This window comes from Bacillus sp. AFS031507 (genome assembly GCF_002584635.1).
Classification (GTDB): domain Bacteria; phylum Bacillota; class Bacilli; order Bacillales; family Cytobacillaceae; genus Neobacillus.
In genome coordinates, this window is sequence record NZ_NUOW01000004.1 from 1 (window position 1) to 24,267 (window position 24,267).

Genomic DNA, 24,267 nt, shown 5'->3' on the forward strand with positions numbered 1-24,267 from the left:
TTTATTCATTTGAGGTAAATAAGCCTGAATTTCTGTTAGAACTTGAAGTTGATTTTCATTTCTTGTTTTTTTGTTTAAAGCTGTGTAAACCTATCTAATATAGTAGTTGGTGATATTGTACAAGTTCTTCGCTTTAAAACAGAGTGAGTCACAGTAGTCGAACAATTCATGTTCCGGCTGAATTTGTATTTTATAGGATCGATACATTTCATTCACGCCTCTCCAAAAGGAACAAACGTTCTGTTTATATTTCCATTATACCAAAGAATTTCAAAGAATGTATAGTAAAATTACTTGCATTATCCTAAAAAAACGAACAAAAATACAGCTTATATCCCCATATCTAAAGCTAGGGGTTTTACGCTGCTTTTTGATAATCTTTTTCTATTCCAGTCTTCATTCATGCCTCTCCCTGAACTATAAAATTCAAATAATTAAAAAAAAAGAATTATTTGTTTCCATATAACTGCTTGTGAGCAACTATAACAGCAAAAAAAGATTGTAGATTCTTAATTTACGTAATTTTACGGACGATTATTATAGAGGATAAAAGAGCTCTGACACTATACAATTGTCAGAGCTTTTATAATTAATTAGTAGTATTTATTTCATGATTCTGTTTCTTAGAATAAACGCTTATTAAGATAAATGATGCGACTAAGAAAATGAAAAGAATGACTCCCACGATTTCGAAATCTATTTCTGCCCAAGGGTTAAAGAAAGTAAATGCCAGATAGAAGGAAACCCCGTATGCCAAGACGACAATCACCCAACCCATTATTCGTGACGCAGCTTGACCGATTTTGCTGGACTGGTTCACCATTTTATAGACAATCATCGAATCAATTGTATCTGTAATCATCATGCCAAACATAAAAACTAGCCCTAAAAATAAAGGGGTATATTCACTTGCATTTCCTGCCGCCAAAGACCAGACGGCGGTTTGACTTACTGTCTCGGCAGCCAAGGCAAACAAAGCCCCTACTAAAATAATAAGAAAAGGATTTGTAGTCCCCTTCGCAATTTTTGGAATAAACTTTCCCTTTAGTCCACTAAGTTGAAACTCTTCGTGATTGTTTCTAGTGCGTAACAGATTATACGTATTTAACGTTCCAATAAGGAATAATGAAATAATCGACACCCATGATGCAATATTATCAAAATAAGCTGGGAATGAAAAATTCTCTATCACCATTCCTAAAATACCAGCTGTCACAGCTACCATTCCTCCGTGACCAAGTGAAAATAATGTACCCACCCAACGTGCAAACGAACTGCCCATTCGCCAATTATAACGGGTTTGTCCATCAATAAAGGCAAGATGATCAGCATCCAACCCATGCCGAAGCCCCAATACAAAAACAAGTAAAAACAGTGATACAGTTTCCATTTAAAAATTCCTCCCTTTTATAAACAGTTGCAACATAAAAAATCAATCCTAAACCTTTGACAGATTGAGGATTTTTGGGTACGTGCAAATAGTCGACAAACTGGCAGAATACAATTGGCGTTTCATCTAATAAAGATGATCCCTAATACAACTGGCATAAAACTTGCCGTATTACCTGCAGCAATCGCCCATATCGACTTTGGGAATCTTTCAAATTATTATCTTTTCCCTGCTTTCATAATGAAATAAATTTATAGGAACACCCTTGAAAGCGAGTGACATTTCCCTAAATAAGTGTGAAACCACCTCATCACCGTTTGGAAGATTTCCATCTAGTAAAATTCCCGCGACCGTTCCACTGTGGGCGACAACGATTCCACCCTGATAGCGATGGGCCAGCTGATCTAATAAAGGAAAAACAGGCTTTTGCAATATTTTTTGATTCACCCGTGCACTGAGGGTTGCTGCCTCCCCAATATAAGTTAAATTTTTCTCCTTAAACCCTTTTGTAACCAGATCATAAGCTTTCATAAATTGCTGTTGATCGTTCTGGCTGTACTCTTTCGGAACTTCATTAAATTCAATTGTGTTGATCATCCCCCCAAGGTCGATACCCACGAGGATGAATGGGGGTAAGGCCCCAAAGCTTTCAATCAGCTGACCGTGAATATAGTCATAGACCACTACTTCCTCATACATTACCCCATCGGTAGGTTCCACTTTTGCGGCAATCATCGAGATCATTTCATTTGTGAGCAGAAGACTATAGCTGTCAGCAATTGCTCTTAATGCAGCAACAATATCTGCTGAACTGCTGGCCAGACCTTTACCAACTGGGATATTAGAGCGTATCTCGAGATCCCCGCCGCCCTTTACCCCAAACAGTTGGAATAACCATTCCCCTGCTCTTTGAGCTTTTACTTTTGAGTCTGCCACTCTTATTCCGTTAACGAATGGATCTGGAATAAACCTAGCCTCACTTCTTAAACTCGATATCGGGAGAGTGATTAAATAAGGGCGATCACCAATGATTCCTTGGACCAATTCTCCAAATGTTCCATTGCAGCTTCCTTTTCCTAGTTTCATATAATTAGACTCCCTAGGCCTTCAATGTCCGCAACGGTTTGCCCATCTTTGCCCGCTCAGAAGGTACACCGAAATAGAATCTTTACGAAACAACTGTCGGGCCGTCAGTAAAATGCCGCCATGTCCAAATTTCTCAATGTAGACCATTAAAACTCAATTCCCTTCACGGCAGGAATTCCTTCATTATAATAGTGCTTAACGGGCTTCATTTCGGTTACTAAATCAGCGCAAGTGATGATCTCCTCTTTAGCAGACCGTCCGGTAATGACCAGATGCATCCCCTTGGGGCGGTGCTGAATCAACTCCAGTACTTCTGTCAACGGAAGGACATCGTCAATCGGGAATTTATCAATCGCGAGCGCATTATTCAGTTCATCTAAAATGACAACATCGTAGCCGCCAAACAGTACCTTTTCTTTCGTTAACGCCCACGCTGTTTTTAGGGCTTCCCGATGTTCCTCCGGTGTTTTCGTCCACGTAAAGCCGACTCCTGTCTGCACAATTTCAATCCCCAATTTTTCGAACGTAATTTTTTCTCCGTACGTTCGATCGGGTGATTTAATAAATTGAATCATGAGCACCCGTTTTCCCCGCCCAGCGGCACGGACAGCGAGCCCAAGAGCTGCCGTCGTTTTCCCTTTTCCATCACCGGTATAAACTAATGTAAGACCGCGTTTTGCTTTGTTTTCTGTTAACTTTTCCATCCGTTTCACTCCTCGTTACAGCCAGACTGTTTTTTCTTCAAAGGATGTCCGAGCCGGCACTTTCGCCTTTTTTAATACTTCTGGATCGGGATAACCGATAAACAAATTTCCGATAATTTTCTTGTTTTCGGGTGATCCAATAAACTCAACCATTCGTTGGTCGCGAACAAGTCCGACGCCCCTTGTCCTCCAGACCAGCCCTAATCCCAATTCTTTGGCGGCAAGCCACATCGAATGGATTGCGCAGCATACCGCATATTCATTGTCGGCAGTGGCCTCTTCATCTCCTGGAACGATGTCGGCTGTAACGACAATATGAACCGGTGTGGTTTTCAGCACTTTTAAGGAGCTTTCGATTAAATTTGGTTTGGTTGGAAAGCGTTCCTGTAAATATTCATAGGCCAACGCCTCATATCGTTTTTTAGCTTCGCCTTTGATGACATAAAAACTCCATGGTTCCCGCATCCGGTCATTCGGTGCCCATGTCGCTGCTTCTAATAAGCTGTGAATCTTTTCGTCTTCGACCTCTCGAGCCGAATAATCACGGATCGCTCTTCGATTTTTGATTTCCGCTATAATCGACATCTTAGTCCCTCCCTATTCCAACAATTTGTTTTTCTTCTGCCTCTTGAAACCAGCGTAATTTCTCGCGCAGGCCGACCACATCACCCACCAGAACAATCGCCGGATGAGTAATCCCGGCTTCAAGGACCCGGACTTCGATATCCTTTAAACTTCCGGTCACCGTCTTCTGCTTGGCCGTGGTCCCCCATTGGATAATGGCGGCTTTCGTATCAGGGCTTTTTCCGTTCTCGATTAATCTCGAAACAATATAAGGTAAATTCCCAATTCCCATATAAAAGGCAATCGTATCGATTCCTTGAGCGAGGGCTGGCCAATTTAATTGATCCTCATCCTTTTCCGCTCGGCTGTGGCCAGTGACGATCGCGAAGGAGGAAGCATAATCGCGGTGGGTCACCGGAATTCCGGCATAAGCAGGCGCTGCAATACCAGCTGTAATCCCCGGCACCATTTCATAGCGGATCCCATGTTCCGCGAGAATTTCCGCTTCTTCACCGACACGGCCGAAAATACAGGGATCCCCTCCTTTTAATCTGGTGACAGTCTTGCCCTGACTGGCTTTTTCAATTAACAGCTCGTGAATTTGATCTTGAATGATCTGATGTCTTCCTGGCTGTTTGCCGCAAAATATCAGCTCTGCCTCCGCCTTTGCATATTTCAGCAGTTCCTCATTTACTAAGCGGTCATATAAAATCACATCCGCCTGCTGGATACACTCCATCCCATAAACCGTAATCAGCTTAGGGTCTCCTGGTCCAGCACCAACAAGATACACTTTTCCATTTGTCATCTTCTCGCTCCTTTCCTACGATCCGCTGCTGTCTCACAGATTTCCCTTGCCAAAAGAGTGAGAGGCTTGATGGCTGTTTTTACGCTATTCATTGGGTGATCCCCCTTTTTGGTAATCCTTCATTAATTGTTCAATGACATTGAGTTTTACATGTTCCCTAACATGTTCTGCCAGCCGGTCAAACGCTTCTTCCCTCAATTGGTTAAAAGATGGGCGCTTGTGGATGGGCTCTAACCCCTTTTTGCGTCGGATCTGATTAAGCAATTCCTCGCGAAATTCATCATTATGGAATATCCCATGAAAATAAGTACCAATGATGTTTTCATCTGAAGAATGGCAGCCATCCCATTTTTCATTCGTAAAAATAAGCCCTTGGGACACTCCTGTCGCCAAGGTTTCGCCCATATGAATCTCGTAACCTGTCACATGAAAGTTTTTTCCGAAAAGATGCAGCATCCCATTTGATAGGATCGTCGTCTTTTCTTTCGTAATGGTCGTTTCAATTGGCAGTAACTGAAGACCTTCGATTTCTTGATGGAGCGACTCAATCGCCAACGGATCCTCAATTTTGTCACCGAGCATTTGATAGCCGCCGCAGATACCGAAAAGAACGGAATGTTTCTTTTTCTGTAATTCTGCTATTTTTTGAGCGATGCCGCTCTTTCGTAAAAACAGCAAATCTTCAATTGTATTCTTGCTACCTGGGAGAATCACTAAATCTGGGTCGTGTAATTGATCCGCTCTCGTTATAAAACGGACATGACAATCGGGCTCGGCAAAAAACGGGTCGACATCGGTGAAATTGGAGATTTTCGGATACTGAATCACCACGATATCCAATTCTTTTTCAGTATTTTGAGTGGAGGTATATTGATTTAAAATCACTGAATCCTCGGCATCAATATTTAGATTCTCCAAGTAAGGAATCACGCCGAGAACGGGTTTACCTGAATACTCCTCAAACCACGTTAAACCGGATTCTAGCAGGCGGATATCGCCGCGGAATTTATTGATGATCACGCCTATCACTCGGTCGCGGTCCGCTGGTTCCATCAGTTGGAGGGTTCCTACTAAACTAGCAAACACTCCGCCTTTTTCGATATCCCCAATTAAGATCACAGGGGCATCCGCCATTTTGGCGACGCGCATATTGACCATTTCCCGGTCATTCAGATTAATCTCGGCCGGACTGCCTGCGCCTTCAATGACAATCCGTTCATAATTTTGGGACAGGGTGGAGAGTGATTGTTGAATTAGTTCCAATCCCGTTTGAAAGAATTCCCGGCGGTACCTTCCTGCTTCCATATTCTTATATGGTTTACCATGGACGACAATTTGCGATTGGTTATCTCGGTTCGGTTTTAGTAGAATCGGGTTCATATCAGTAGTTGCCTGAATCCCTGCGGCTTCGGCCTGAACTCCCTGTGCTCTGCCGATTTCTTTTCCGTCCACGGTGATATAGGAATTTAACGCCATATTTTGTGATTTAAACGGAACTGTTTTATATCCGTCCTGGGCGAAAATCCGGCAAAAGGCCGTTACGACAACACTTTTGCCGACATCCGAATTGGTACCTTGAAACATAAGTGGAAGAGCTTTAACCATTTTCTTTGAACTCCTTACATTTCTTCACCCAATTTTCCACAAGCTCGGGGCATGAGCCAAAATGAAAATGGGTATAACCTGCAATTAAATTCCCTTTCCGATAGCCCTCCTGCTTAAACCCGCGCATTCCTTTCGTTTGGTAGGCCGGGTCAAAATCCGTTCTCGAATGAAAGGTAGAGTAGTGAAATTCATGACCTCTTGCACTCAGATTACCCGCTAACAAGAAATTTTCTCCTTCTGCGGTGATCTCACGGTATCCCAAAGCCGCTAGTTTTTTCTGCATTTTCACCTTTCCGGGAATGATCCCGACCATTTTGTAACTCGTTTCATCCGTGGTTTCCAACGATTCGGTTAAGTACATAAACCCACCGCATTCCGCCAAGGTTGGCAATCCTTTTTCAATGGCCGATCGAATCGAGTCCTTTACATCGGTTTGTTTGGTCAGCTCCTCAGCAAATTCCTCTGGGAACCCGCCGCCGATATACAAGCCATCGACTTGTTCCGGCAGGCATTCACCCTTTAATGGAGAGAACTCGATCAGCTCTGCTCCGGCGGCTGCTAACATGTCGAGGTTTTCCTGATAGTAAAAGTTAAAGGCGGCATCTCGTGCGACTGCGATTTTTACAGCTGCCTGCTTTTGTCTCTTAAACTGAGATTCGTTTACCTTTAAAGGGGAAGCTTTCGCTAGCTCATATAAAGAATCTACATCGATGGTTTCAAGCACTAAATCACCAAGCTGCTCAAAAAATGGATCCAATTCTCCCCGTTCAACGGAGGGTATCAACCCTAAATGCCGTTCCGGAATCGAGAGTTCCTCGTTTCTTTTCAAATAGCCAAGGACGGGAATACCGCATTCTTGCTCAATCGCGGTTTGAACGATTTTAAAATGCCCTTCGCTCCCTACCCGATTGGCGATCACCCCGACAATATTGGCTTCTTCCAGTAACGTTTGAAATCCCTTCACAATGGCCGCCGCACTACGGGCCATACTGGCACAATTCACGACCAAAATAACAGGACTTTCGGTGATGAGACTGATTTCGGCAGTGGAGCCCGTATTGTTAAGTGGATTTTTCCCATCAAAGAATCCCATTACCCCCTCGATAACGGAAATATCCGCCCCAACACTTGCGCGGTTAACAATCTCTTTGACCATCTCGTGGTTGAGCATCCAGCTGTCAATGTTTCTTGACGTTCTTCCCGTGACGGCCGTATGATAGGTCGGGTCAATATAATCTGGACCGCATTTAAAGCCCTGGACGGTATAACCTTTTTTCCTTAAAGCGGACATCAGCCCAATGGTCAGAGTCGTTTTTCCGACACCGCTGCCTGTTCCTGCAATCACAAGTCTGCGATTTGACATCTTCTTTTCCCTCCTCCATCAATGGGGAATGACCGCTACTGAAATGGTGACATTACCTGATTTCTTCTTCATGAGCGCTAACTGTTCCGCACCGCTGTACAATAAGGCGGCCGGCTCACTGACACCGTACGCACCGGTATATTTAAAAACCGTTTCAGAAGGGTTCTGAAGTTCAATGGCATTCAATTCAGCTGGTGTGTAATAAATAAACTCCCAGCGGTTTTTATTCACCACTTCGAGCAGCCCCGCTTCATCCTGTTTTAGATCAATCGTGCAAACCGCTTTGACACTTTTTTTCGAAAACCCTAATTCCTCAAGCGTTTCGTCGATCACTGCTTCGATTTCAGCACGAGTGGTTCCGCGGTTGCAGCCCATTCCAAGGACAATCACCTTTGGTCGATATAAAACACCATTATGTAAAATCTCCGTTTCGTCCTCGGATAAATTCCGATGGGTTACTACTAAGGCTGCATCCGGCTTTGCGGCCAGCGCTTCTTGGATTGTTGAATACGGCTGAATATTTCCCGGGAGCGGGCGGCCATATGGCCACCAGCCTTTTTCACCTGACTCCTGAACCACGGCGATTTTTTCTTCGTTCACAACCGAAGCGCTAACGGGCGTCAGCTTTTCAGCCGAGTCCCAAATCCAGCCAAACCGTTTTCCGAACAAATCAACCGCAATCGTTTCCTGTACATCTGAAGCGGTGGTAATAATGGGACGGGCCTGTAGGGCGGCCGCCACTTCTTTCGTTAGTTCATTGGCACCGCCGATATGGCCTGACAGTACGCTGATCACATGTTCACCCTTATCGTCGATAACGACAACGGCAGGATCTGTTTTTTTATCCTTTAAAATAGGCGCAATCATTCGGACCACAGCTCCAAGGGAAATGATGATGATCAGCCCCTTATAGGCCTCGAAAAGAGAGGGCAGAAGAAGGCGAACGCTTCCGGTGAATAACTGGATATCCTTGTTCCGCTCATCTCCTTTTTCAAACTTCGCCATATAGTACACATCGGCATGTTGAAACGAATGTCCCAGCTTGCGGGCCAGTTCGACCCCATGCTTTGTAATCGCAACAACGGCATAGTCACCCTTCTGCTGAATGACCGCCTTTTGCGCTTCCTGAAGCTCGATCATTTCGAGTCCACCCCCCGGCGGAATCCATGTGTAAATGTTTTGTCATACAGCTTGGAACGATAATCTTGTTCGTGAATGTTTTCATCTAGCGCCCAGCCGGCTAAGATCATCGCCTGTTTACGAATTCCGTTTACTCGCATATCTTCGTCCAACCGTTCCAGTGTGGTCCGGACAATTTTTTGATCCGGCCACGAGGCTTTATAAACGACCGCAACAGGGGTATCCATGCTCCAGCCAGCCCCTGTCAATTCCTTGACAAGCTTTTTCGTTAACGTCGCACTTAAGAAAAGCGCAATCGTGCAATGATGTTTGGCTAAATCCGCCAGCTTTTCAAATTCTGGCACAGGTGTCCTGCCTTCAGCTCTTGTCAGGATTACGGTTTGCGTTAAATCAGGAATCGTCAGCTCGGCTTGCGCGGCCGCGGCGGCTGCAAACACAGAACTCACACCCGGAACAATCTCTACTTCGATTCCTTTCTTCTTTAACAAGACGATTTGTTCCATAATCGCCCCATAGACAGCCGGATCGCCCGTGTGGACACGAACGACCTTTTTCCCTTGATGAATTCGGTCAGCCATGACGTTGACCATTTCTTCTAAGTGCATCCCGGCCGTTTTTAATATTTCGGCGGAAGGTTTCGCTTTGGCAATTAAGTCTTCGTTTACAAGAGAATCTGCATAAAGAACGACATCTGCCTGCTTAAGATGCTGAAGACCTTTTACCGTGATTAAATCAGGATCGCCTGGTCCGGCACCAATGATATAAAGCTTCATTTTCTCACCACCATTAATGTTAAGTATTCAAGCTCCGCTCCTTCGAGCTCATCTGCCCGCCAAATAATCTCCTCATCCGACGTTACCTTTGTGACGACTGAAGCCTTGTCAAGCAAATCTAAATCACGTAATACTTCCAGCATTAAATCAATGACTTTCGCTACTTTTATAAATATGACACAATCATTGTCTTGAATGACTTTTTTCATGGTTTCATAGTCATCCCGTGCTGGAACAATCGCCACATGCTCATCCCCATCTGCCAATGGAATTCCCAGCCTAGAAGCCGCCCCATTAATGGACGAAATCCCCGGAACGACTTCAATCGGAACCTGCGGATACTTTTCCTGCATCAAACGCATCATATGAATAAACGTGCTGTATAAAAGAGGATCCCCTTCAGTAACAAAAGCGACATCCTTTCCATCCTGCAGTTTCTCCCACACATTTTCCACGGTTTCCGTCCATTTTCTTTCCAAAGTGGCTGGATCCTTTGTCATCGGAAAGACAAGGCCCAGCATTTCTTTTTCGTTCGGCTGAAAATAGACATCAATGATTCGATGGGCATAACTTTTGCTGCCCTTTTGTTTTTTCGGATAGGCAATCACTGGTGATTCCTTTAATTTACGAAACGCCTTAACGGTAATGAGCTCTGGATCCCCCGGGCCAACCCCAAGGCCGTATAATGTACCTAACATGTTTACTCCCCTTCCTTGCGCCATGCTTCTATTATGTAAATCGGATTTAATGCATCAAATCTTGTCAGATTCAAAATGGGCTTACTTCTGGATATTTGCGCAAGAGTAATGTTCGTCTCATATCCCCGTTCTTTAAACGCCCTCATCGCTTCGGAAAGATTTTCAATCGTGACGGCATTTAAGACAATGCGTCCACACGCTTTCAAGCGGCTGCAGCAAATATCCAAAATGTCTTCCATCCCGCCTGCCGTCCCGCCAATAAAAACCGCATCAGGATCTGGGAAGGTATCTAATCCCTCTGGTGCTTTCCCGTGAAGAAGTGTTGCATCCACACGGAACTTGGCTAAATTTTGCTTACAGTTTTCCAAGTCGCCCTCGTTCTTTTCGATGGCAAACACTTGTCCTTCCCTGGCGATTTTCGCTGCCTCAATCGCAACAGAACCTGTGCATGTCCCAATATCCCAAACCGTACTGTCTTCCATTAACCTTAGGGCACTAATGCTTAGTGTGCGAATTTCCTTTTTGGTAATTAAGCCCTTATCCGGTTTGCGCTGAAAAAACTCCGCATCGTCAATGCCAATCGGCCAATGCGAGCTTTCCCCCTTTTTCTTGAGAATCACCACATTGAGCGGTGAAAACTCTTCATCCTTCATTTCATCAAGGGTAAACCAGCGGCATCGTTCTTTGTCACTGCCAAGGTTCTCTCCCACAAACGCCTCATATTCAGTCATGCCAAAGGAAAGCAAATACTGAGCGATTTTATTCGGGGAATTTTCCGTGTCGGTTAAGATTGCGACCGTTTTTTTTCCATCCACCCGCTGGGCCAGCCCTTTTATACTCCTGCCGTGAACGCTAGTGAAATACACATCCTGCCATCTTTCTTTCATTCTGGCAAAAGCAAGCTGGATCGAACTTAAATATGGATAAATATCCAAATCGATTTTAGAAGATAAATAGCTTCCAATTCCATAGAACAACGGGTCTCCAGAAGCTAGAATCACTACGTTTCTCGTCTCCGACTGCAACCGTTCGACAAGTGAAGAAAGCCCGCCTTCAATCGCGATTTTTTCGCCGGCGAATTCAGGAAAAAAAGAAAGCTGTCTCTTTCCTCCTATTAATAGTTCACTTTCATAAATCCATTTTTCGTACATCGGGAGCAGGCTCACTTTGCCTTCATCCCCGATGCCGATCATTTTAATTGATGCCATTCTTTCGCACCACCTTTCCTAACATTTCCCCCTTCATGGTATAAAGGGTCGTATCTATATCGATCCCGCCATCGACTTCCTTTAACGCAGCAAGGCAGCAATGGTCGCTTAGCATTTCGAAAAAGGAAAGATGGCCCTGTGCTGTCATCATATCTCCAACCTGTGATGCCGTATTGGCCGTTCGAATTTGCTCAACCAAAGCGGCATCAGCACCGGTACGGCTTGCCACCTCCGCTAAAAAATCAAAATCTACCGGGGCACTTTTCGAGTGGACCATCATGATCCCCATTGCCACCTTTGAGAATTTCCCCATCATGCCGACCATCGACACTCTTTTTACCCCTTGCTTCTTGCATTGTTTAAGGGTAAAACCGACAAAGTCACCCATTTCGATAAAAGCTTCCTCAGACAGCTCGGGGAATTGCTTCATGGCATTTTTCTCGCTCCGCCCGCCTGTTGTAATGACAACGTGCTCGCAGCCACTGGCCCGGGCAACACTAATAGCCTGGATGATGCTGGCCTTATAGGCCGCTGTGGAAAAAGGAACGACAATCCCTCGGGTACCGAGGATAGAAATCCCGCCAATGATTCCTAAGCGTCCATTGAGTGTTTTTTTGGCGATTTCTTCACCGGCTGGTACGGAAATGACGATCTTAATCCCTCTCGTAATCCCGAATTCGTTTAAAACCCCTTCGGCCGTCTCACGGATCATTCTCCGGGGAACAGGATTAATCGCGGCTTCGCCAACAGGAACGGGCAAGCCGTCCTTTGTGACCCGGCCAACCCCAATTCCCCCGTCAAGGACGATACCTGGTTCATCGATCCATGTCACGGTGGAAACGATTAAGGCCCTGTGGGTGGCATCCGGGTCATCACCCGCGTCTTTAATCGTACTGGCGGTAGCCGTTTGTTCCGTCACTTCACAGCTTTCTATCTGAAAGGTTGCAAACCGCTTGACTGGCAAGTAAATGGTCGATTCTGTTTGCGGCTCACCGGTTATTAATGCCGTTAGCGCCGCTTTTGTTGTCGCCGTTGCACAGGCCCCTGTCGTATATCCTTCCCGCAGCTTTCCTTTTGGTACTTCCTGCATGGGTTATCCCCGTTCAGCCATAATGGAAATGGCGTTTAATGCAGCAACAGTCACGGTACTGCCGCCTTTCCTGCCAATATTGGTGATGAATGGGATATCGAGCTTGGCTAATTCTTCTTTTGACTCAGCGGCGGAAACAAACCCAACTGGCAGACCAATGACAAGACCTGGTTTCGCTTCTCCTTCTTTAATCAGGCGGATGAGTTCGAGTAAGGCGGTTGGGGCGTTCCCGATGGCAAAAATGCCGCCGTCCGCTTCTTTGATCGCTTTTCGCATCGAAATAATTGCCCGTGTGGTATTTAACCGTTTGGCTTCTTGTACCACATCCGGGTCAGAAATATAGACCTTGATTTCTCCGCCGAATTTTTGAATTCGCGCTTTATTAGCCCCGCTTTGAATCATTTGAACATCGGCAACTACCATTTTCCCGCTCCGAATCGCACGGATGCCGGACTGAATAGCATCAGGATGAAAGAGGACGCTTTTCCCGAGTTCAAAATCAGCGGATGCATGGATGATGCGCTGGACAATCGGATATTGCTCCTCGGTAAACGGGTGCTCCCCAATTTCTTCATTAATCATTTCAAAACTTCTTCCTTCGATCTGTTCCGGTTGGACGGTTAACGGTTTAAATTCGGTACGAAAATCCATTTCTCTCACTCCTGTATTTAAAATGATTGTTCTGGTGTGACGGTTGGTGTGGAACCAATCCTTTTATCTAATTCTGCGATGACATCAATAAAATTAGCATAGACGGTGACATAATTCAGTTTCGGGCGGCCAATAAGGATGACCTCAATCCCCAGTTCCTTGGCCGCTTCCACCTTTTCATCGACCGATCCGACTTTCCCGCTCTCTTTCGTCACCATTAAGGTCACGCCATATTGCTTATATAGGGCTTTGTCGAACTCTTTTGAAAATGGTCCCTGGATCGCAACAATATTTTTCTGCAGCAGCCCTAGCTGCTCACATTTTTCCATATTATCCACACGAGGAAGCATCCTGGCGATCAAGCGGATGTCCGGGTTTCCTAATAGTTTTTCTGTGAAAATTTGAAGCGTCTTGCTGCCAGTCGTCAGCATCACCACGCCTTTTTTGGCCAATGCAAGCTCCGCTGCTTCCTGGTAGCTTTCGACCACTATCATGTTGTCATATTGAAAAGTTTGTGACTCCCGTTCATACCGGATATAGGGGATTCCCGCCGTTTGGGCCGCCTTGATTGCGTTTTTCGAAGCTTCTTCCGCAAATGGATGACTTGCATCGACAACCGCTAGAATCCCTTTTGTTTCAATCAACCCCACCATGTCTTCATCCGTTAATCTTCCTACTTGAACAGGTATCCCTGACTCCCTTAATTCAACCGCTGCATTTTCTGTGACAACGGAGGCCAAGAGATCGAAGCCCTCCTTTTTTATTTCTAAAGCAAGGGCTCGTGCATCACTTGTACCGGCTAATACGAAAATCATCCTCTATCTCCTGCCTTTTGCTCTGCATGTTCGTGATCATGGTGATGGTCATGGGCATGGTCGTGATGGTGATGGTCATGGCCGTGATGATCATGGTCATGATCATGGTGGTGGTGATGATCGATATGTTCCATCACATTGAGACGGTATTGGCAGGTATCGCAGTTCATCTTCACCTCATCACGGAGGGCTTCTTCCACCCGATCGATTAAAATCGTCTGTAATTTTGGATGATAACCAAAATAGTCAGCCAACTGAAATTCAACCGTGGAATATTGATTTTGAATAGGAACCATCATATCTTCTAACCGTTTAATCAGGATACCGGTGAATAGAAAGTAAGGCAGGATTACCACTTTTTTTGCTCCAAGCTTAATACAGCGCTCAATCCCTTCGTTCACAAGGGGATTGGTCACCCCCATAAAGGCAGGTTCGACGATTTTATAGTTTGTTTTTTCCCATAGTAATCTAGCAATTTTATATAAATCGCTATTCGCATCGGGATCGCTTCCGCCCCGTCCTAACAAAAGGACAGCCGTATCGTCTTCGATGGATTCTAAATTCTCGCCAATTTCCATTAATCTCGTTTTTAGAATTTCAAATGTTTCCTCATGAACTCCGATTGGCCGGCCATAAGTAAATTGAACAAGTGGATATTTATTCTTCGCCTCATCAATCGCTGCTGGAATATGAATTTTGGAGTGTCCTGCCTGTAAGAGCATGATTGGAATCACGACAATATGGTCGGCCCCTTTTTCCACACACAGATCGATTCCTTGATTAACGGTTGGTCGTTCAAATTCTAAAAAGCACGTCTCCACCAGGAAAGAATCGTCCCAAGTCTTTCTCATCTCACGGATGAACTCGCGAACCTGCTGATTTCCCTCTTGATCTCTGCTCCCATGCCCCACAAATAAAATTGCTTTCAAAATATTTCCTCCCCTTTGTTTGTAAATGCCTAACCTGCCAATTGACCGCTAGACGTCTCCCCTTTACTCCCCGCAAACAGCCGCTTCGATTTTAAGGTTTGGTGTGATATCCTGGTACACAAAACCTTGAACCTCTTTGACCCGTTTAAAAAATTTATAGAAACGTTCATTTGGATAGCCCTTTTGTTTGTACTCTTGAACAATCCCCTCTATGACCCCGACAATTTGGTCCGGTGCGATTCCTTCCTCTACGATTTGGCCGGGATGTGCCGATCTTCCGGCTACCTTTGCCCCTAGAAATAAATCAAACGCTCCTTTTCGGTAAACAATGCCAATATCCTCTTTTACAGCTCCGTAGCAGGCCATACCGCAGCCATTTACACCCAGTTTTAATTCCTTAGGAAGTTCCATTCCGCCAAGCTTTTCATGTAGTTCCTCTGCATATGGAATGGAATCCTTCTTTTCTCCGTCACAAAAATCACAGGCTTTTACGGTTAATACGTCGCCAACAGGAGCAATCAAAAAGTTAGCCGCCGTTAGTTTTTCAACAATCTCATCAGGCTTAGAGGTTAAAATTTGCAGCTTCATAAAATGGTCTTGTGTGTATTCCATGACACCTTCTTCTCCGACAAGTTGGGAAAGAATGACCATCTGATTCGCGGTAAATTTTTTATTGGCGACACCAGGGCTGACCGCTACCTCCAAAATAGATTGAAAGTCTTGCTTCACCAATAAACCTTTGGTTAGGCCATCGTTCTCACCAAGGATCATTTGCAAGGCTTCCTCAGCCAGCTCTCTTGGCGACTCTTTCACTGAGGTTGGGGTGACTAGTTTTTTGTTCACCGGTGTTACTTCTTCCGTTTGCTCCAGTGCCCATGGTTCGGCTTCCTTTTGCAAACGCTGATGCGGTTTCAACGGCTGTATTGCCTGATTTAATGTATACTTCCGCTGATAACCGCGCGGAGTGATGATCAAGCCGTCGTAGAAAAATGTGGAGGAGTTTCCAATTAAAACGGTGGTTAACATACCAATTTCATGTTCGAGCATCTCTTTTAAATTGGTTAAGACGATCTTTTGACTATCACGGTAAGCACTCTTTACCAATCCTACAGGGGTTTCTGGTGAGCGATATTTTAGTAGAATTTTTTGAGCTTCCATGATCTGCCGTGTTCTTCTCCCGCTTTTTGGATTATATAAAGCAATCACAAAATCAGCTTGAGCGGCCGCTTCGATTCGTTTCTCGATTATGCTCCAAGGTGTCAAATGGTCACTTAAGCTGATCGTACAGGCATCATGCATGACCGGCGCGCCTAATAAAGCAGCACAGGAGTTGATGGCAGAAATACCAGGGACCACCTCCACTTCTACCCCTGAGTCTTTTTTCCAGCCTTTTTCGATTAGCACTTCGTAAACCAGTCCTGCCATTCCATATACACCGGCATCACCGCTCGAAATGACGGCTACCGTGTAACCGAGTTCGGCCTGTTTCACTGCCTCCTGGGCCCGGCTCACTTCTTCTGTCATTCCTGTGCTGATGATTTGTTTTCCAGCTATTAATCCCTTGATTAAATCAACGTAGGTTTTGTAGCCGATGATGATATCACTTTCTTCGATGGCTTCTTTTGCCCGTCCGGTGATATGTTTTTCATCACCAGGGCCAAAACCAATAACCAATAATTTGCCTTTCACACTATTACGCCACCTTCCAAAATTTCAAACTAGAATCCAGCTACTATCCGCTGTTAAATCTTTTCTTTAACAGCTTTTTGTACTCCTGCAATGCATTCCGACCCTTCTGGCTGTATGAATCCTTCTTCGGAATATTGATAAATCGCATGCTCCTGAGGGCAATGACCTTCCGCCAGATGACGCTTTACAATCGTAGTTCCCACTTCTGGGGTTACGTTTTTATACCAAGTTCCTGACGGATAGACGATGGCAACAGGTGCATCCTTACATCTCCCATTGCATCTTGTTCTTGTTGTATGTATCAGTGAATCTAAGTTTAAATTGGTGATTTCATTCCGAATTGCTTGTGTCGCTTCCTCCCCACCCTTTCTCATACAGCTGCTGCCGTTGCAAATGAAAACATGGTGTTTCGTCCCTTGTAAATTCCAAGTAGTCATGTCACACTCTCCTTTTCGTTTTTTACGTAAAAAAAGCACCCCTATGGACATAGGGGTGCAGAATATATACACACAAAAAAATAGCTGTGTATGTTCAGCACTTCTACCTATGTTCCCGTAGGTTGATTGAAGTTATTAGGTAAAGGCAGGTCTCCTGACTTAGGTTCATCATCCATTGCGTCTTCCCGAATTCCTTCAGTGACATCTGCAATAAACTCCCCATACAGTGGCGGGTACCGTGACGGATTTAATCCGTACTTCCCTATTAAGCACATATTCGTGCACCTATCCTAATCTATTCAATTGTTAAAAAGGCTTGTTCCTTCTAAAGCTAAACTATGAGAATTAAAAATGATTTAGAATCATCAAAACGAAAAAATCCGTTCAACATTAGTTGAACGGATAAAACGTCAGCACAAAGAAAGTTAATAAATAATCCTTTTTGTCCAAACGTTCCATCTTCTCAACCCCCGAAGAAATCGAAACATTAAAAGTTAAGACAGGTCTCCTGACTTGTGTTTCTTCCTACTTTAGACCCTTCCCGAATCGTCAATAAATAAACGGTCCAGTGGTTTGTCTATTTCGTCCACACTTACAGTTGCGGGGACAGTTCTGGCCTTTCACCAGATTCCCTATTAAGCCCTAAGGCATCTTAACTAATTGTTAACAAATTCATATGTAATTTTAAGAGATAATAATTATACTAGTCTAACAAATAGAATATTTCAAGTGCTTTTTTTATTCCCTTATATTATTTTCGGGGATCGGCATAGCTATCGGATTGGTGGATACCTACAACAACTTCTTTATCCCCATTCCCTATTTAAATGCCCTATTAGTTATTATTAATCTTGGTGAAAGGAATCGGTAAATGATGAAAGAAAACCTAATTATGACTTTATCAATCGACACCTTTTAACAAATATGATTGATAATATAGATGTGGTAATTCCCTACCTTAAATTTCCAATCGAGTGATGAATGAGGTTCGGAAACTTCAACCTCAGCTGATCGGAAGTAGAGTATTCCTATGGCACGATAAAACGATGGTTTAAAATAAAAAAGTTTATATACCGTTCTTGTTACAAAAGGGTGTCCCTATTTTTAAGGACACCCTAGCTAATTTTGGATTAACAATTATTCCATTAGACCTCTTATGTTAAGTAAAAAAAATTTGGTTCATTTCTATTATAAAAAGGTCCAATTGTTACATCTCCCCACCAAAGGTGGCCACCGTCTGTCTATCAGGAACAAACGCCTGACCATTCCATTTCAATACAGTTTGTACATATCCCAGACTGTCCGCATTATACCTGCCAGCTATCCTTTGATACGCTTCGAGTTCATATCTATTATCCCTGTTAAAATCAATCGGGTATAAACCAGACAAGGGATTCACCCACCCATTAATAGGAGCCTTTAATATACCTTGGGGGTTATAGATTTCCGATAAATATTCCTTCCCCTTATAAGTAAGGTCAAGAATATACTTTTCTCTGAGATGATAACTGATTACCTTTGCTTTGTATTGATTTTCATATGTCACATCGTACCTATAGGAATCATTGAATGCATCCGAATCAAATATTTGCCTTATTTGACCGTTCATATAAGAAAAGATATACGCATAAACCGTGCCGGCGCTTCCTCCGGTGTCAATAACCACTAAAATATCTTCCCCCTTGTTGCCTGTCAAATCACCTAGAAAAAGTGTGGGGTTGTATCCTGAGTTATTTTTAAAATGGATGTGATCATAGTGATGTGTTCTCCCATTTTGGACAACCAAAGTGATATCTTTCCAAAATGGACTATCAGGAGTTTTATATGCCGTAAGATAAACATTATCCTTTATTCCGTCTCCGTCAATATCACCCCTCTTTACCGTTAAAACTGTTGGACTATTGGTATGAAGTTGTCTTGTATCAGCAGATTGCAGTTCGGCCCGTATTTCTAAAAGTTTGTGCTTTGAAGGATAAGGATTGGGAAAGGACAAAGCCATATCAATCGTTTGAAGTGTTTCATTTGTTAATCCGGCTCTTGCCTGCGTTTTAGCCAAACAGTACCAATAATAGGGATGATTCGTCTCACGTATTTTTGTGTAATAGTGATGCAGTACTTTATTAAAATCATTGGTGTCCATTTACAACCCACCTGTCTTATTATTCTCCATATAGATTTATGTTCAAATCCACAGGAGCATTCCAAGATCTGGTCTACATGGGTTATCGACTAGTAGGTTCCATTTTTTTCATATAAAAAAAGCAGCCTACCTGAGCTATTATCAGCCATAACCTGCTTTTTTCGTTATGTTCATCTAGAATCAGTTTTATCACCTAACAAGTCTATAGGAGAAATGTCTCCACCCAACCAGATTGCTTGAAATCCTAGCTCGATAAAAAGTTAAGGGGCTGCCCAAAAAGTTAAGTACCCGCCTTTTTGAACAGCCCCTTGTTCTATTTAATCAATTCTTTAAGTGATTAACACGGAAAACCGATTTGAACGTTAAAAATCCCCTGCATTTTTGATGATAGGATTTTCGCTCATCGTCCTTAATTTTCTAATATCAAGACGAATGAGGAGTGAAACGGCTAGAGCTATGACGAATATCCCTGAAAAAATGACCCAGGATACAAAAATTGGTCCCACTAGACCAGCTGCAGCCCATGCAGTTAAAATATACCCATGAATGGCCCAAGCTGCTTTGTTCCAAATAAATCGCCGATATAGGCAGTTATAGAGGCGAATCCTCCTCCATAACAGGTCATGATCATATAAACAAGGATCGAAAAAAGAATTCCCACTGCTATATTTGGAAGCATAAAAAAGGCAACGATTTGAAAAGCAAAAAATAGTGTGTAAACATTCGGACTTCCGATGTAGTCGGAAATGGTTGCCCAAGCAATCCTTCCTGATCCGTTAAATAACCCCATGATTCCAACCATTGCCGCTGCTCCGGCAGCCGACATCCCTGCTAACTCTTGAGCCATTGGAGAGGCAACAGAAAGAATCGCGATTCCATAGGTAATATTGATGAAAAGCATCACCCACAATGCCCAAAACTGTCTTGTTCTGACTGCCTCATTAGCGGTCAACTGACGAAGGTCCTCTTTAATTTTTTTAGTACCGGACTTTTTGGCTGCTGCTTCTAGGCTCTTAGGGACCCATCCCTCTTTTGGCGGCGCAAGATACTGTGCAGAACAAAAGATGATAATGAAGTACGCAGAACCAAGAATATAGAAAGTGTTTGAAATGCCATATGTATGGATTAAATGATTCATAATCGGACTGTTTATCAATGAAGCAAAATCAAATCCCATGATGGCCAGTCCAGTTGAGAGGCCTCTCCTGTCAGGGAACTACTTTACCAGCGTGGAAACAGGTGTGATGTAACCAACCCTCAACCCAATTCCTGCAATCATACCGTAAAATAAATAGAGTAATAGCAATGATACTATATGAATGGCTAAACGTTGTATTTCCCAGCTGTGAGTTGATTTCAAATCGTACTTACTCGTGAGTAACGATCATTTTGGAAGTTGCTAATGCGGCTCGCTGCCTTGCCTCTTCGACTGATTCTCCGCTGCTTAACACAACTGCCATACGACGTCCTACTTTTGTTTCTGGTTTTCCAAAGACCCTAACCTGTGTATCTGGGATGGATAAGCTTTCAGAAATTCCAGCTATTTGGTAGGTCTTGCTTTCCTTAGTTGCTTTAATCGTATGACTTGCACCAGGTTTCAATAGCTGAACATATGGAATCGGGTAGCCTAAAATTGCTCTTACATGTAAGGCAAATTCGGATAGGTCCTGCGTTACCATTGTCACCATCCCCGTATCGTGAGGCCGTGGTGACACTTCACTAAAATAAACACCTTGTGGAGAAAGAAATAATTCAACTCCAAAAAGTCCGTACCCGCCAAGAGCATCAGTGATGTTTTTGGCGATATCCTGCGCTTTTGCGATTTGTTCCGTTGACATGTCATGCGGCTGCCAGGATTCAATATAGTCACCATCTTTTTGAACATGTCCTATTGGTGCACAGTAGGTTGTTCCTGAAATGGAACGGACTGTTAGTAGTGTAATTTCCGATTCAAAATGGATAAATTCCTCGACAATCACCCGAGTTTTTTTGGCTCTTCCACCTAAAATAGCCTCGTTCCAAGACCATTCTACATCCTCGATCGAACGGCAAACAGTTTGCCCTTTTCCAGATGAACTCATGATTGGTTTAATCACGCATGGAATCCCGATTTCTTCTACGGCATCCCTTAATTCCTCTAATGTGTTCGCAAAAGCATATTTCGCTGTAGGGAGCCCCAGTTCCTCGCTTGCCAAGCGTCGGATTCCTTCCCTATCCATGGTCAAGTTCACAGCTTTAGCCGTCGGTACAATACGAAATCCTTCATTTTCAAGATCAATTAATGTTTCTGTTGCGATCGCTTCTATTTCAGGGACTACCATATCCGGCTTCTCTTGTTCAATCACTCTGCGAAGTTCTTCTCCATCCAGCATGTCCACCACATAGGAACGATGGGCCACTTGCATTGCCGGCGCGTTTTCATATCTGTCTACAGCTATGGTCTCAAGTCCTAAACGCTGAGCCTCGATGACCGTCTCTTTACCAAGCTCACCAGAACCTAGTAACAACACTTTTTTTGTCTGGGTACCAAACATCTTACACAACCCCTTATTGTTTGTCTTTTGCTTATATTAATCCATATTTACACTTCATTCAAGTAATAATTTCACACAAAACACGAAGATTATTTAATATTTTTATGAGTTTCATTCGTCATTTTTCTTGAAAGCGTTACTATTTTTTAACAGATGTACTTGTATTATTTATATTTGTTTATTCTTTACTGCTTTGTGTGTTGTTTTTATGTACACCTGCTAACGAATCAGCGTACTCGTCGTCTTTCGCACATCATATTCTTTGTTATTAAAGGCAAAAGGACAAGGTCTTATTCATACGAAAGAAAGCGATTCTCTGTATTTGGAGAACCGCTTTTTCTTATTTGGAAACGGATTTAACACCTAAATATTCTTCAAGTGTAATCCCGCTATTATTAATTGGTTTCGAAATATTACCAACGTAACGAAGATGCCACGGCTCATGTTTATAACCCGTAATGGATTCTTTTCCTTTTGGGTAACGAACAATAAACCCATAATTCGCACTGTTTTTACTCAACCAATTCGCTTCTTTTCTGTTTCCGAAACAGGACGAAACTGCACATATTCCGTCTGTTCCGCTTACATCGATCGCTAAACCTGTTTGATGCTCACTTGTGCCCGGAATCGCACTGTATGTTACCGCTTTTTCAAATCCATCACTCTTAACATAATTGTTAAACAATACTTTTTGTGTAGAATAAGAACGATACGCAGATACCCCACTTAAATAAATTCCATCATTTTTTGCGGCAGCAAACATCTTTTCCAAACTTTTAGCCGCTTCCCATCTCATTTTACGTTTTTCAATTTTTTCTTTGAACAGAAAAGGTACTTCCGGAAATACTAAATTCTTCGGTACATAAGTAACAGGTAAATAATATTTTTTATTTACAACGGTTGCTATCGAAGATGGATAGGGAGTTAAGGCCACAGCGCTTATTCTTGTTTTCCGTTTTTTATTAAGGTTTTTATCAGTTGGATTCGATATGTTCATTTGATTTATTTTGGGCGTCTTAGATGAAGATGATTCATTTGATTTTTTGTTGCATCCAGTAAGACTAATTATTAAAAAGAACATCAAAAGGACAGTGATGTTTTTCCTAATCACGTATCATAACCTCCTTTAAGGTTACTTTTATAATGTCTTATTAAAAGCAGGTTTAATCTTGGAAATTATTGAAGAATCCGTGTGTTAGTTCAAAAAGAAGAAGCTGCCTCGATGACAGCTCCGTTCTTCAACTATTGCACCCCAATAGTTGAAGTACAACACTACACAATCTTGTTAAGGAAAGCACTTTGTTCAATAATGCTACATCAAATGTTTCTCAAAACAGTAACACCTTTACCTCTCCAAGTACTATTAGCATAATACTTAAAACCCAACGATTTCCAAAACTCTATCGCATTCAAATTTTTTTGTAATACACCAATACGAACAATATTGAATTTTTGTTGTTTTAATTTTTCCTCAAAAGAAACATAAGCCTTTTTCCCATATCCCAAAGAATGATAAACACCATGAATTAGGAGTAAACGTAACCATGGATAGTTGTCTTTAGGATTATTTTTTAGAAAATCAATTATTCCAATGTGCTTATTTTCATGTATTATTAGGAAAATATCAGTAATTTGGGTAAGAAATTCACTACTTACTTCTTTTATCGACCTTAAAGGATTTCCATTTTCTAAAATGTTATAGGTTGGATTTGAATTAACTATTTCCAATGCTGTTTCTAGAGATTTTTCTGTAATAGGTTCAAAAATCATTAAATCTACTCCCTTTTTTAAAATAGTGGTAGTATACGCTGACAAAACATCACATACAATATTCATTTTCCTTTATCTATAACATCATACTTATTCAATAATACTGCTCCGTTAGTTGAAGAAGAAATAAAAAAAGAGCTGCAAAAGCAACTCCTTACGTTCTTCAACTCAAGCACCCTATAGTTTAAGTACATTTTTTCACAATCTTTTCTTTCATAATTAAAAAAGGGTCGCTTCAATAATCCTTATTTTTCAATTTAGCTTTATTTCATTTCACTAATTTTCACATCAAAGATGCTTAACAACGATACTAAAATTATTATTGATAATAACCAAGCTAACAAAGGTCTTTTGTGATGAATAGGCAAGATAAAGAAAATAATACCTGTAAATAACACAGACCACCACATATTCCACCCATTATGGTATGTAATAAACCCAAACTTACTGTTAAAATACTCTGCACATAAATATATTCCTACCCATAACAAAAACCATAATGAACGTTTTTTCCAACCTTCAGGGAACCTCCCTAAGTATACTAATACGGTTGCAGAGTAAGATACGACCATAGCTAAAATTGTAATCGTTGTATGGTTAGGTAAGATTAAATCGTGAAATAACCACATTGATTGTTTATAGAGTAGAAAGTTATATAAAAAATCTCCAATGATGAAGAAAAGAATTGTCGGATAATACCGTTTCCAATTCCTCCAATCTCCCCATTTAAACCCTGCTATCATATAGAAAATATTAATTAAAATATACATAAGACCAATCCTTTAAAATGTGTATTACTATACTCCCCCCGATTACAGTAAATTATTAAAATGAGCTGGTTTAGCCTTATTTCATTAACCTCCCTCAATAAAG

22 protein-coding genes, 1 pseudogene and 2 riboswitches are annotated in these 24,267 nt (G+C 42.5%); all 23 genes and pseudogenes read right to left on the minus strand.

Features of this window, described 5'->3' with window-relative positions:
* Positions 1-589 precede the first annotated feature (589 nt).
* A complete protein-coding gene (locus COE25_RS06640; protein ID WP_098932013.1) occupies positions 590-1,390 on the minus strand; it encodes a HoxN/HupN/NixA family nickel/cobalt transporter in 801 nt (266 codons plus the stop codon).
* A gap of 210 nt (positions 1,391-1,600) precedes the next feature.
* Positions 1,601-2,476: a GHMP family kinase ATP-binding protein gene (locus tag COE25_RS06645; protein WP_098932014.1), complete on the minus strand. Its 876-nt coding sequence runs from the start codon at positions 2,474-2,476 to the stop codon at positions 1,601-1,603.
* A gap of 146 nt (positions 2,477-2,622) precedes the next feature.
* The gene (gene cobO, locus COE25_RS06650; RefSeq protein ID WP_088087502.1) at positions 2,623-3,180 is read right to left on the minus strand and encodes a cob(I)yrinic acid a,c-diamide adenosyltransferase; all 558 of its coding nucleotides are present in this window, start codon (positions 3,178-3,180) and stop codon (positions 2,623-2,625) included.
* A 15-nt stretch (positions 3,181-3,195) separates the two neighbouring features.
* Positions 3,196-3,765 carry a nitroreductase family protein gene (locus COE25_RS06655; RefSeq protein ID WP_098932015.1) on the minus strand — a complete coding sequence of 190 codons (570 nt, stop codon included), beginning with the start codon at positions 3,763-3,765 and terminating at the stop codon, positions 3,196-3,198.
* 1 nt (position 3,766) lies between these two features.
* Complete coding sequence (gene cobA / locus COE25_RS06660; protein ID WP_088087500.1) at positions 3,767-4,552, minus strand: uroporphyrinogen-III C-methyltransferase; 786 nt, start codon at positions 4,550-4,552, stop codon at positions 3,767-3,769.
* Positions 4,553-4,636: 84 nt separating this feature from the next.
* A complete protein-coding gene (locus tag COE25_RS06665) occupies positions 4,637-6,157 on the minus strand; it encodes a cobyric acid synthase (protein ID WP_098932016.1) in 1,521 nt (506 codons plus the stop codon).
* A complete protein-coding gene (locus tag COE25_RS06670) occupies positions 6,150-7,520 on the minus strand; it encodes a cobyrinic acid a,c-diamide synthase CobB (protein WP_088087498.1) in 1,371 nt (456 codons plus the stop codon). Before COE25_RS06670 ends, COE25_RS06665 begins: the two co-directional genes overlap by 8 nt.
* Positions 7,521-7,538: 18 nt before the next feature.
* Positions 7,539-8,660: a cobalt-precorrin 5A hydrolase gene (locus COE25_RS06675; protein ID WP_088087497.1), complete on the minus strand. Its 1,122-nt coding sequence runs from the start codon at positions 8,658-8,660 to the stop codon at positions 7,539-7,541.
* Positions 8,657-9,433 (minus strand): precorrin-4 C(11)-methyltransferase, encoded by a 777-nt coding sequence (cobM, locus tag COE25_RS06680; RefSeq protein ID WP_098932018.1) that lies wholly within the window; start codon positions 9,431-9,433, stop codon positions 8,657-8,659. The genes COE25_RS06675 and cobM overlap by 4 nt, the downstream gene beginning before the upstream one ends.
* The gene (cobI, locus tag COE25_RS06685; RefSeq protein ID WP_098932019.1) at positions 9,430-10,131 is read right to left on the minus strand and encodes a precorrin-2 C(20)-methyltransferase; all 702 of its coding nucleotides are present in this window, start codon (positions 10,129-10,131) and stop codon (positions 9,430-9,432) included. The genes cobM and cobI overlap by 4 nt, the downstream gene beginning before the upstream one ends.
* Before the next feature lie 2 nt (positions 10,132-10,133).
* Positions 10,134-11,339, minus strand: a complete 1,206-nt coding sequence (gene cbiE, locus COE25_RS06690) for a precorrin-6y C5,15-methyltransferase (decarboxylating) subunit CbiE (protein ID WP_098932020.1) — start codon at positions 11,337-11,339, stop codon at positions 10,134-10,136.
* Positions 11,326-12,429 carry a cobalt-precorrin-5B (C(1))-methyltransferase gene (locus tag COE25_RS06695; protein ID WP_098932021.1) on the minus strand — a complete coding sequence of 368 codons (1,104 nt, stop codon included), beginning with the start codon at positions 12,427-12,429 and terminating at the stop codon, positions 11,326-11,328. The genes cbiE and COE25_RS06695 overlap by 14 nt, the downstream gene beginning before the upstream one ends.
* 3 nt (positions 12,430-12,432) lie before the next feature.
* Positions 12,433-13,080, minus strand: coding sequence for a precorrin-8X methylmutase (locus COE25_RS06700; protein WP_088087492.1), 648 nt, complete (start codon positions 13,078-13,080; stop codon positions 12,433-12,435).
* A gap of 17 nt (positions 13,081-13,097) precedes the next feature.
* Positions 13,098-13,895: a precorrin-6A reductase gene (gene cobK, locus COE25_RS06705; RefSeq protein ID WP_098932022.1), complete on the minus strand. Its 798-nt coding sequence runs from the start codon at positions 13,893-13,895 to the stop codon at positions 13,098-13,100.
* The gene (locus COE25_RS06710) at positions 13,892-14,824 is read right to left on the minus strand and encodes a sirohydrochlorin chelatase (RefSeq protein WP_098932023.1); all 933 of its coding nucleotides are present in this window, start codon (positions 14,822-14,824) and stop codon (positions 13,892-13,894) included. Before COE25_RS06710 ends, cobK begins: the two co-directional genes overlap by 4 nt.
* A gap of 63 nt (positions 14,825-14,887) precedes the next feature.
* Positions 14,888-16,513: a precorrin-3B C(17)-methyltransferase gene (cobJ, locus tag COE25_RS06715; RefSeq protein ID WP_098932024.1), complete on the minus strand. Its 1,626-nt coding sequence runs from the start codon at positions 16,511-16,513 to the stop codon at positions 14,888-14,890.
* Positions 16,514-16,566: 53 nt separating this feature from the next.
* Positions 16,567-16,950: a (2Fe-2S) ferredoxin domain-containing protein gene (locus COE25_RS06720; protein WP_098932025.1), complete on the minus strand. Its 384-nt coding sequence runs from the start codon at positions 16,948-16,950 to the stop codon at positions 16,567-16,569.
* Between the two features lie 127 nt (positions 16,951-17,077).
* Positions 17,078-17,254, minus strand: a riboswitch (cobalamin riboswitch).
* Between the two features lie 177 nt (positions 17,255-17,431).
* A riboswitch (cobalamin riboswitch) is annotated at positions 17,432-17,620 on the minus strand.
* Between the two features lie 537 nt (positions 17,621-18,157).
* Positions 18,158-19,090: a VCBS repeat-containing protein gene (locus COE25_RS06725; protein WP_257208713.1), complete on the minus strand. Its 933-nt coding sequence runs from the start codon at positions 19,088-19,090 to the stop codon at positions 18,158-18,160.
* A gap of 362 nt (positions 19,091-19,452) precedes the next feature.
* A pseudogene (locus COE25_RS06730) lies at positions 19,453-20,417 on the minus strand (OFA family MFS transporter); the annotation flags it as partial.
* Positions 20,418-20,457: 40 nt separating this feature from the next.
* Positions 20,458-21,624, minus strand: coding sequence for a phosphoribosylglycinamide formyltransferase 2 (purT, locus tag COE25_RS06735; RefSeq protein ID WP_098932026.1), 1,167 nt, complete (start codon positions 21,622-21,624; stop codon positions 20,458-20,460).
* A 340-nt stretch (positions 21,625-21,964) separates the two neighbouring features.
* Entirely contained in the window at positions 21,965-22,735 is a 771-nt protein-coding gene (locus COE25_RS06740; protein WP_257208714.1) for a M15 family metallopeptidase, read from the minus strand.
* A 206-nt stretch (positions 22,736-22,941) separates the two neighbouring features.
* Complete coding sequence (locus tag COE25_RS06745; protein ID WP_098932027.1) at positions 22,942-23,394, minus strand: GNAT family N-acetyltransferase; 453 nt, start codon at positions 23,392-23,394, stop codon at positions 22,942-22,944.
* Positions 23,395-23,657: 263 nt separating this feature from the next.
* Positions 23,658-24,164 carry a CBO0543 family protein gene (locus COE25_RS06750; RefSeq protein ID WP_098932028.1) on the minus strand — a complete coding sequence of 169 codons (507 nt, stop codon included), beginning with the start codon at positions 24,162-24,164 and terminating at the stop codon, positions 23,658-23,660.
* Between the last annotated feature and the right edge of the window lie 103 nt (positions 24,165-24,267).

What these genes read in the sequence shown, in the direction of transcription:
- cobM (WP_098932018.1), bottom strand. Translation starts at nt 9,433, where the DNA reads ATGAAGCTTTATATCATTGGTGCCGGACCAGGCGATCCTGATTTAATC.
- COE25_RS06695 (WP_098932021.1), bottom strand. Translation starts at nt 12,429, where the DNA reads ATGCAGGAAGTACCAAAAGGAAAGCTGCGGGAAGGATATACGACAGGG.
- COE25_RS06645 (WP_098932014.1), bottom strand. Translation starts at nt 2,476, where the DNA reads ATGAAACTAGGAAAAGGAAGCTGCAATGGAACATTTGGAGAATTGGTC.
- cbiE (WP_098932020.1), bottom strand. Translation starts at nt 11,339, where the DNA reads ATGGCATCAATTAAAATGATCGGCATCGGGGATGAAGGCAAAGTGAGC.
- COE25_RS06675 (WP_088087497.1), bottom strand. Translation starts at nt 8,660, where the DNA reads ATGATCGAGCTTCAGGAAGCGCAAAAGGCGGTCATTCAGCAGAAGGGT.
- COE25_RS06700 (WP_088087492.1), bottom strand. Translation starts at nt 13,080, where the DNA reads ATGGATTTTCGTACCGAATTTAAACCGTTAACCGTCCAACCGGAACAG.
- COE25_RS06720 (WP_098932025.1), bottom strand. Translation starts at nt 16,950, where the DNA reads ATGACTACTTGGAATTTACAAGGGACGAAACACCATGTTTTCATTTGC.
- cobO (WP_088087502.1), bottom strand. Translation starts at nt 3,180, where the DNA reads ATGGAAAAGTTAACAGAAAACAAAGCAAAACGCGGTCTTACATTAGTT.
- purT (WP_098932026.1), bottom strand. Translation starts at nt 21,624, where the DNA reads ATGTTTGGTACCCAGACAAAAAAAGTGTTGTTACTAGGTTCTGGTGAG.
- COE25_RS06665 (WP_098932016.1), bottom strand. Translation starts at nt 6,157, where the DNA reads ATGGTTAAAGCTCTTCCACTTATGTTTCAAGGTACCAATTCGGATGTC.
- COE25_RS06640 (WP_098932013.1), bottom strand. Translation starts at nt 1,390, where the DNA reads ATGGAAACTGTATCACTGTTTTTACTTGTTTTTGTATTGGGGCTTCGG.
- COE25_RS06670 (WP_088087498.1), bottom strand. Translation starts at nt 7,520, where the DNA reads ATGTCAAATCGCAGACTTGTGATTGCAGGAACAGGCAGCGGTGTCGGA.
- COE25_RS06745 (WP_098932027.1), bottom strand. Translation starts at nt 23,394, where the DNA reads ATGATTTTTGAACCTATTACAGAAAAATCTCTAGAAACAGCATTGGAA.
- COE25_RS06725 (WP_257208713.1), bottom strand. Translation starts at nt 19,090, where the DNA reads ATGGACACCAATGATTTTAATAAAGTACTGCATCACTATTACACAAAA.
- COE25_RS06655 (WP_098932015.1), bottom strand. Translation starts at nt 3,765, where the DNA reads ATGTCGATTATAGCGGAAATCAAAAATCGAAGAGCGATCCGTGATTAT.
- cobI (WP_098932019.1), bottom strand. Translation starts at nt 10,131, where the DNA reads ATGTTAGGTACATTATACGGCCTTGGGGTTGGCCCGGGGGATCCAGAG.
- COE25_RS06750 (WP_098932028.1), bottom strand. Translation starts at nt 24,164, where the DNA reads ATGTATATTTTAATTAATATTTTCTATATGATAGCAGGGTTTAAATGG.
- cobK (WP_098932022.1), bottom strand. Translation starts at nt 13,895, where the DNA reads ATGATTTTCGTATTAGCCGGTACAAGTGATGCACGAGCCCTTGCTTTA.
- cobA (WP_088087500.1), bottom strand. Translation starts at nt 4,552, where the DNA reads ATGACAAATGGAAAAGTGTATCTTGTTGGTGCTGGACCAGGAGACCCT.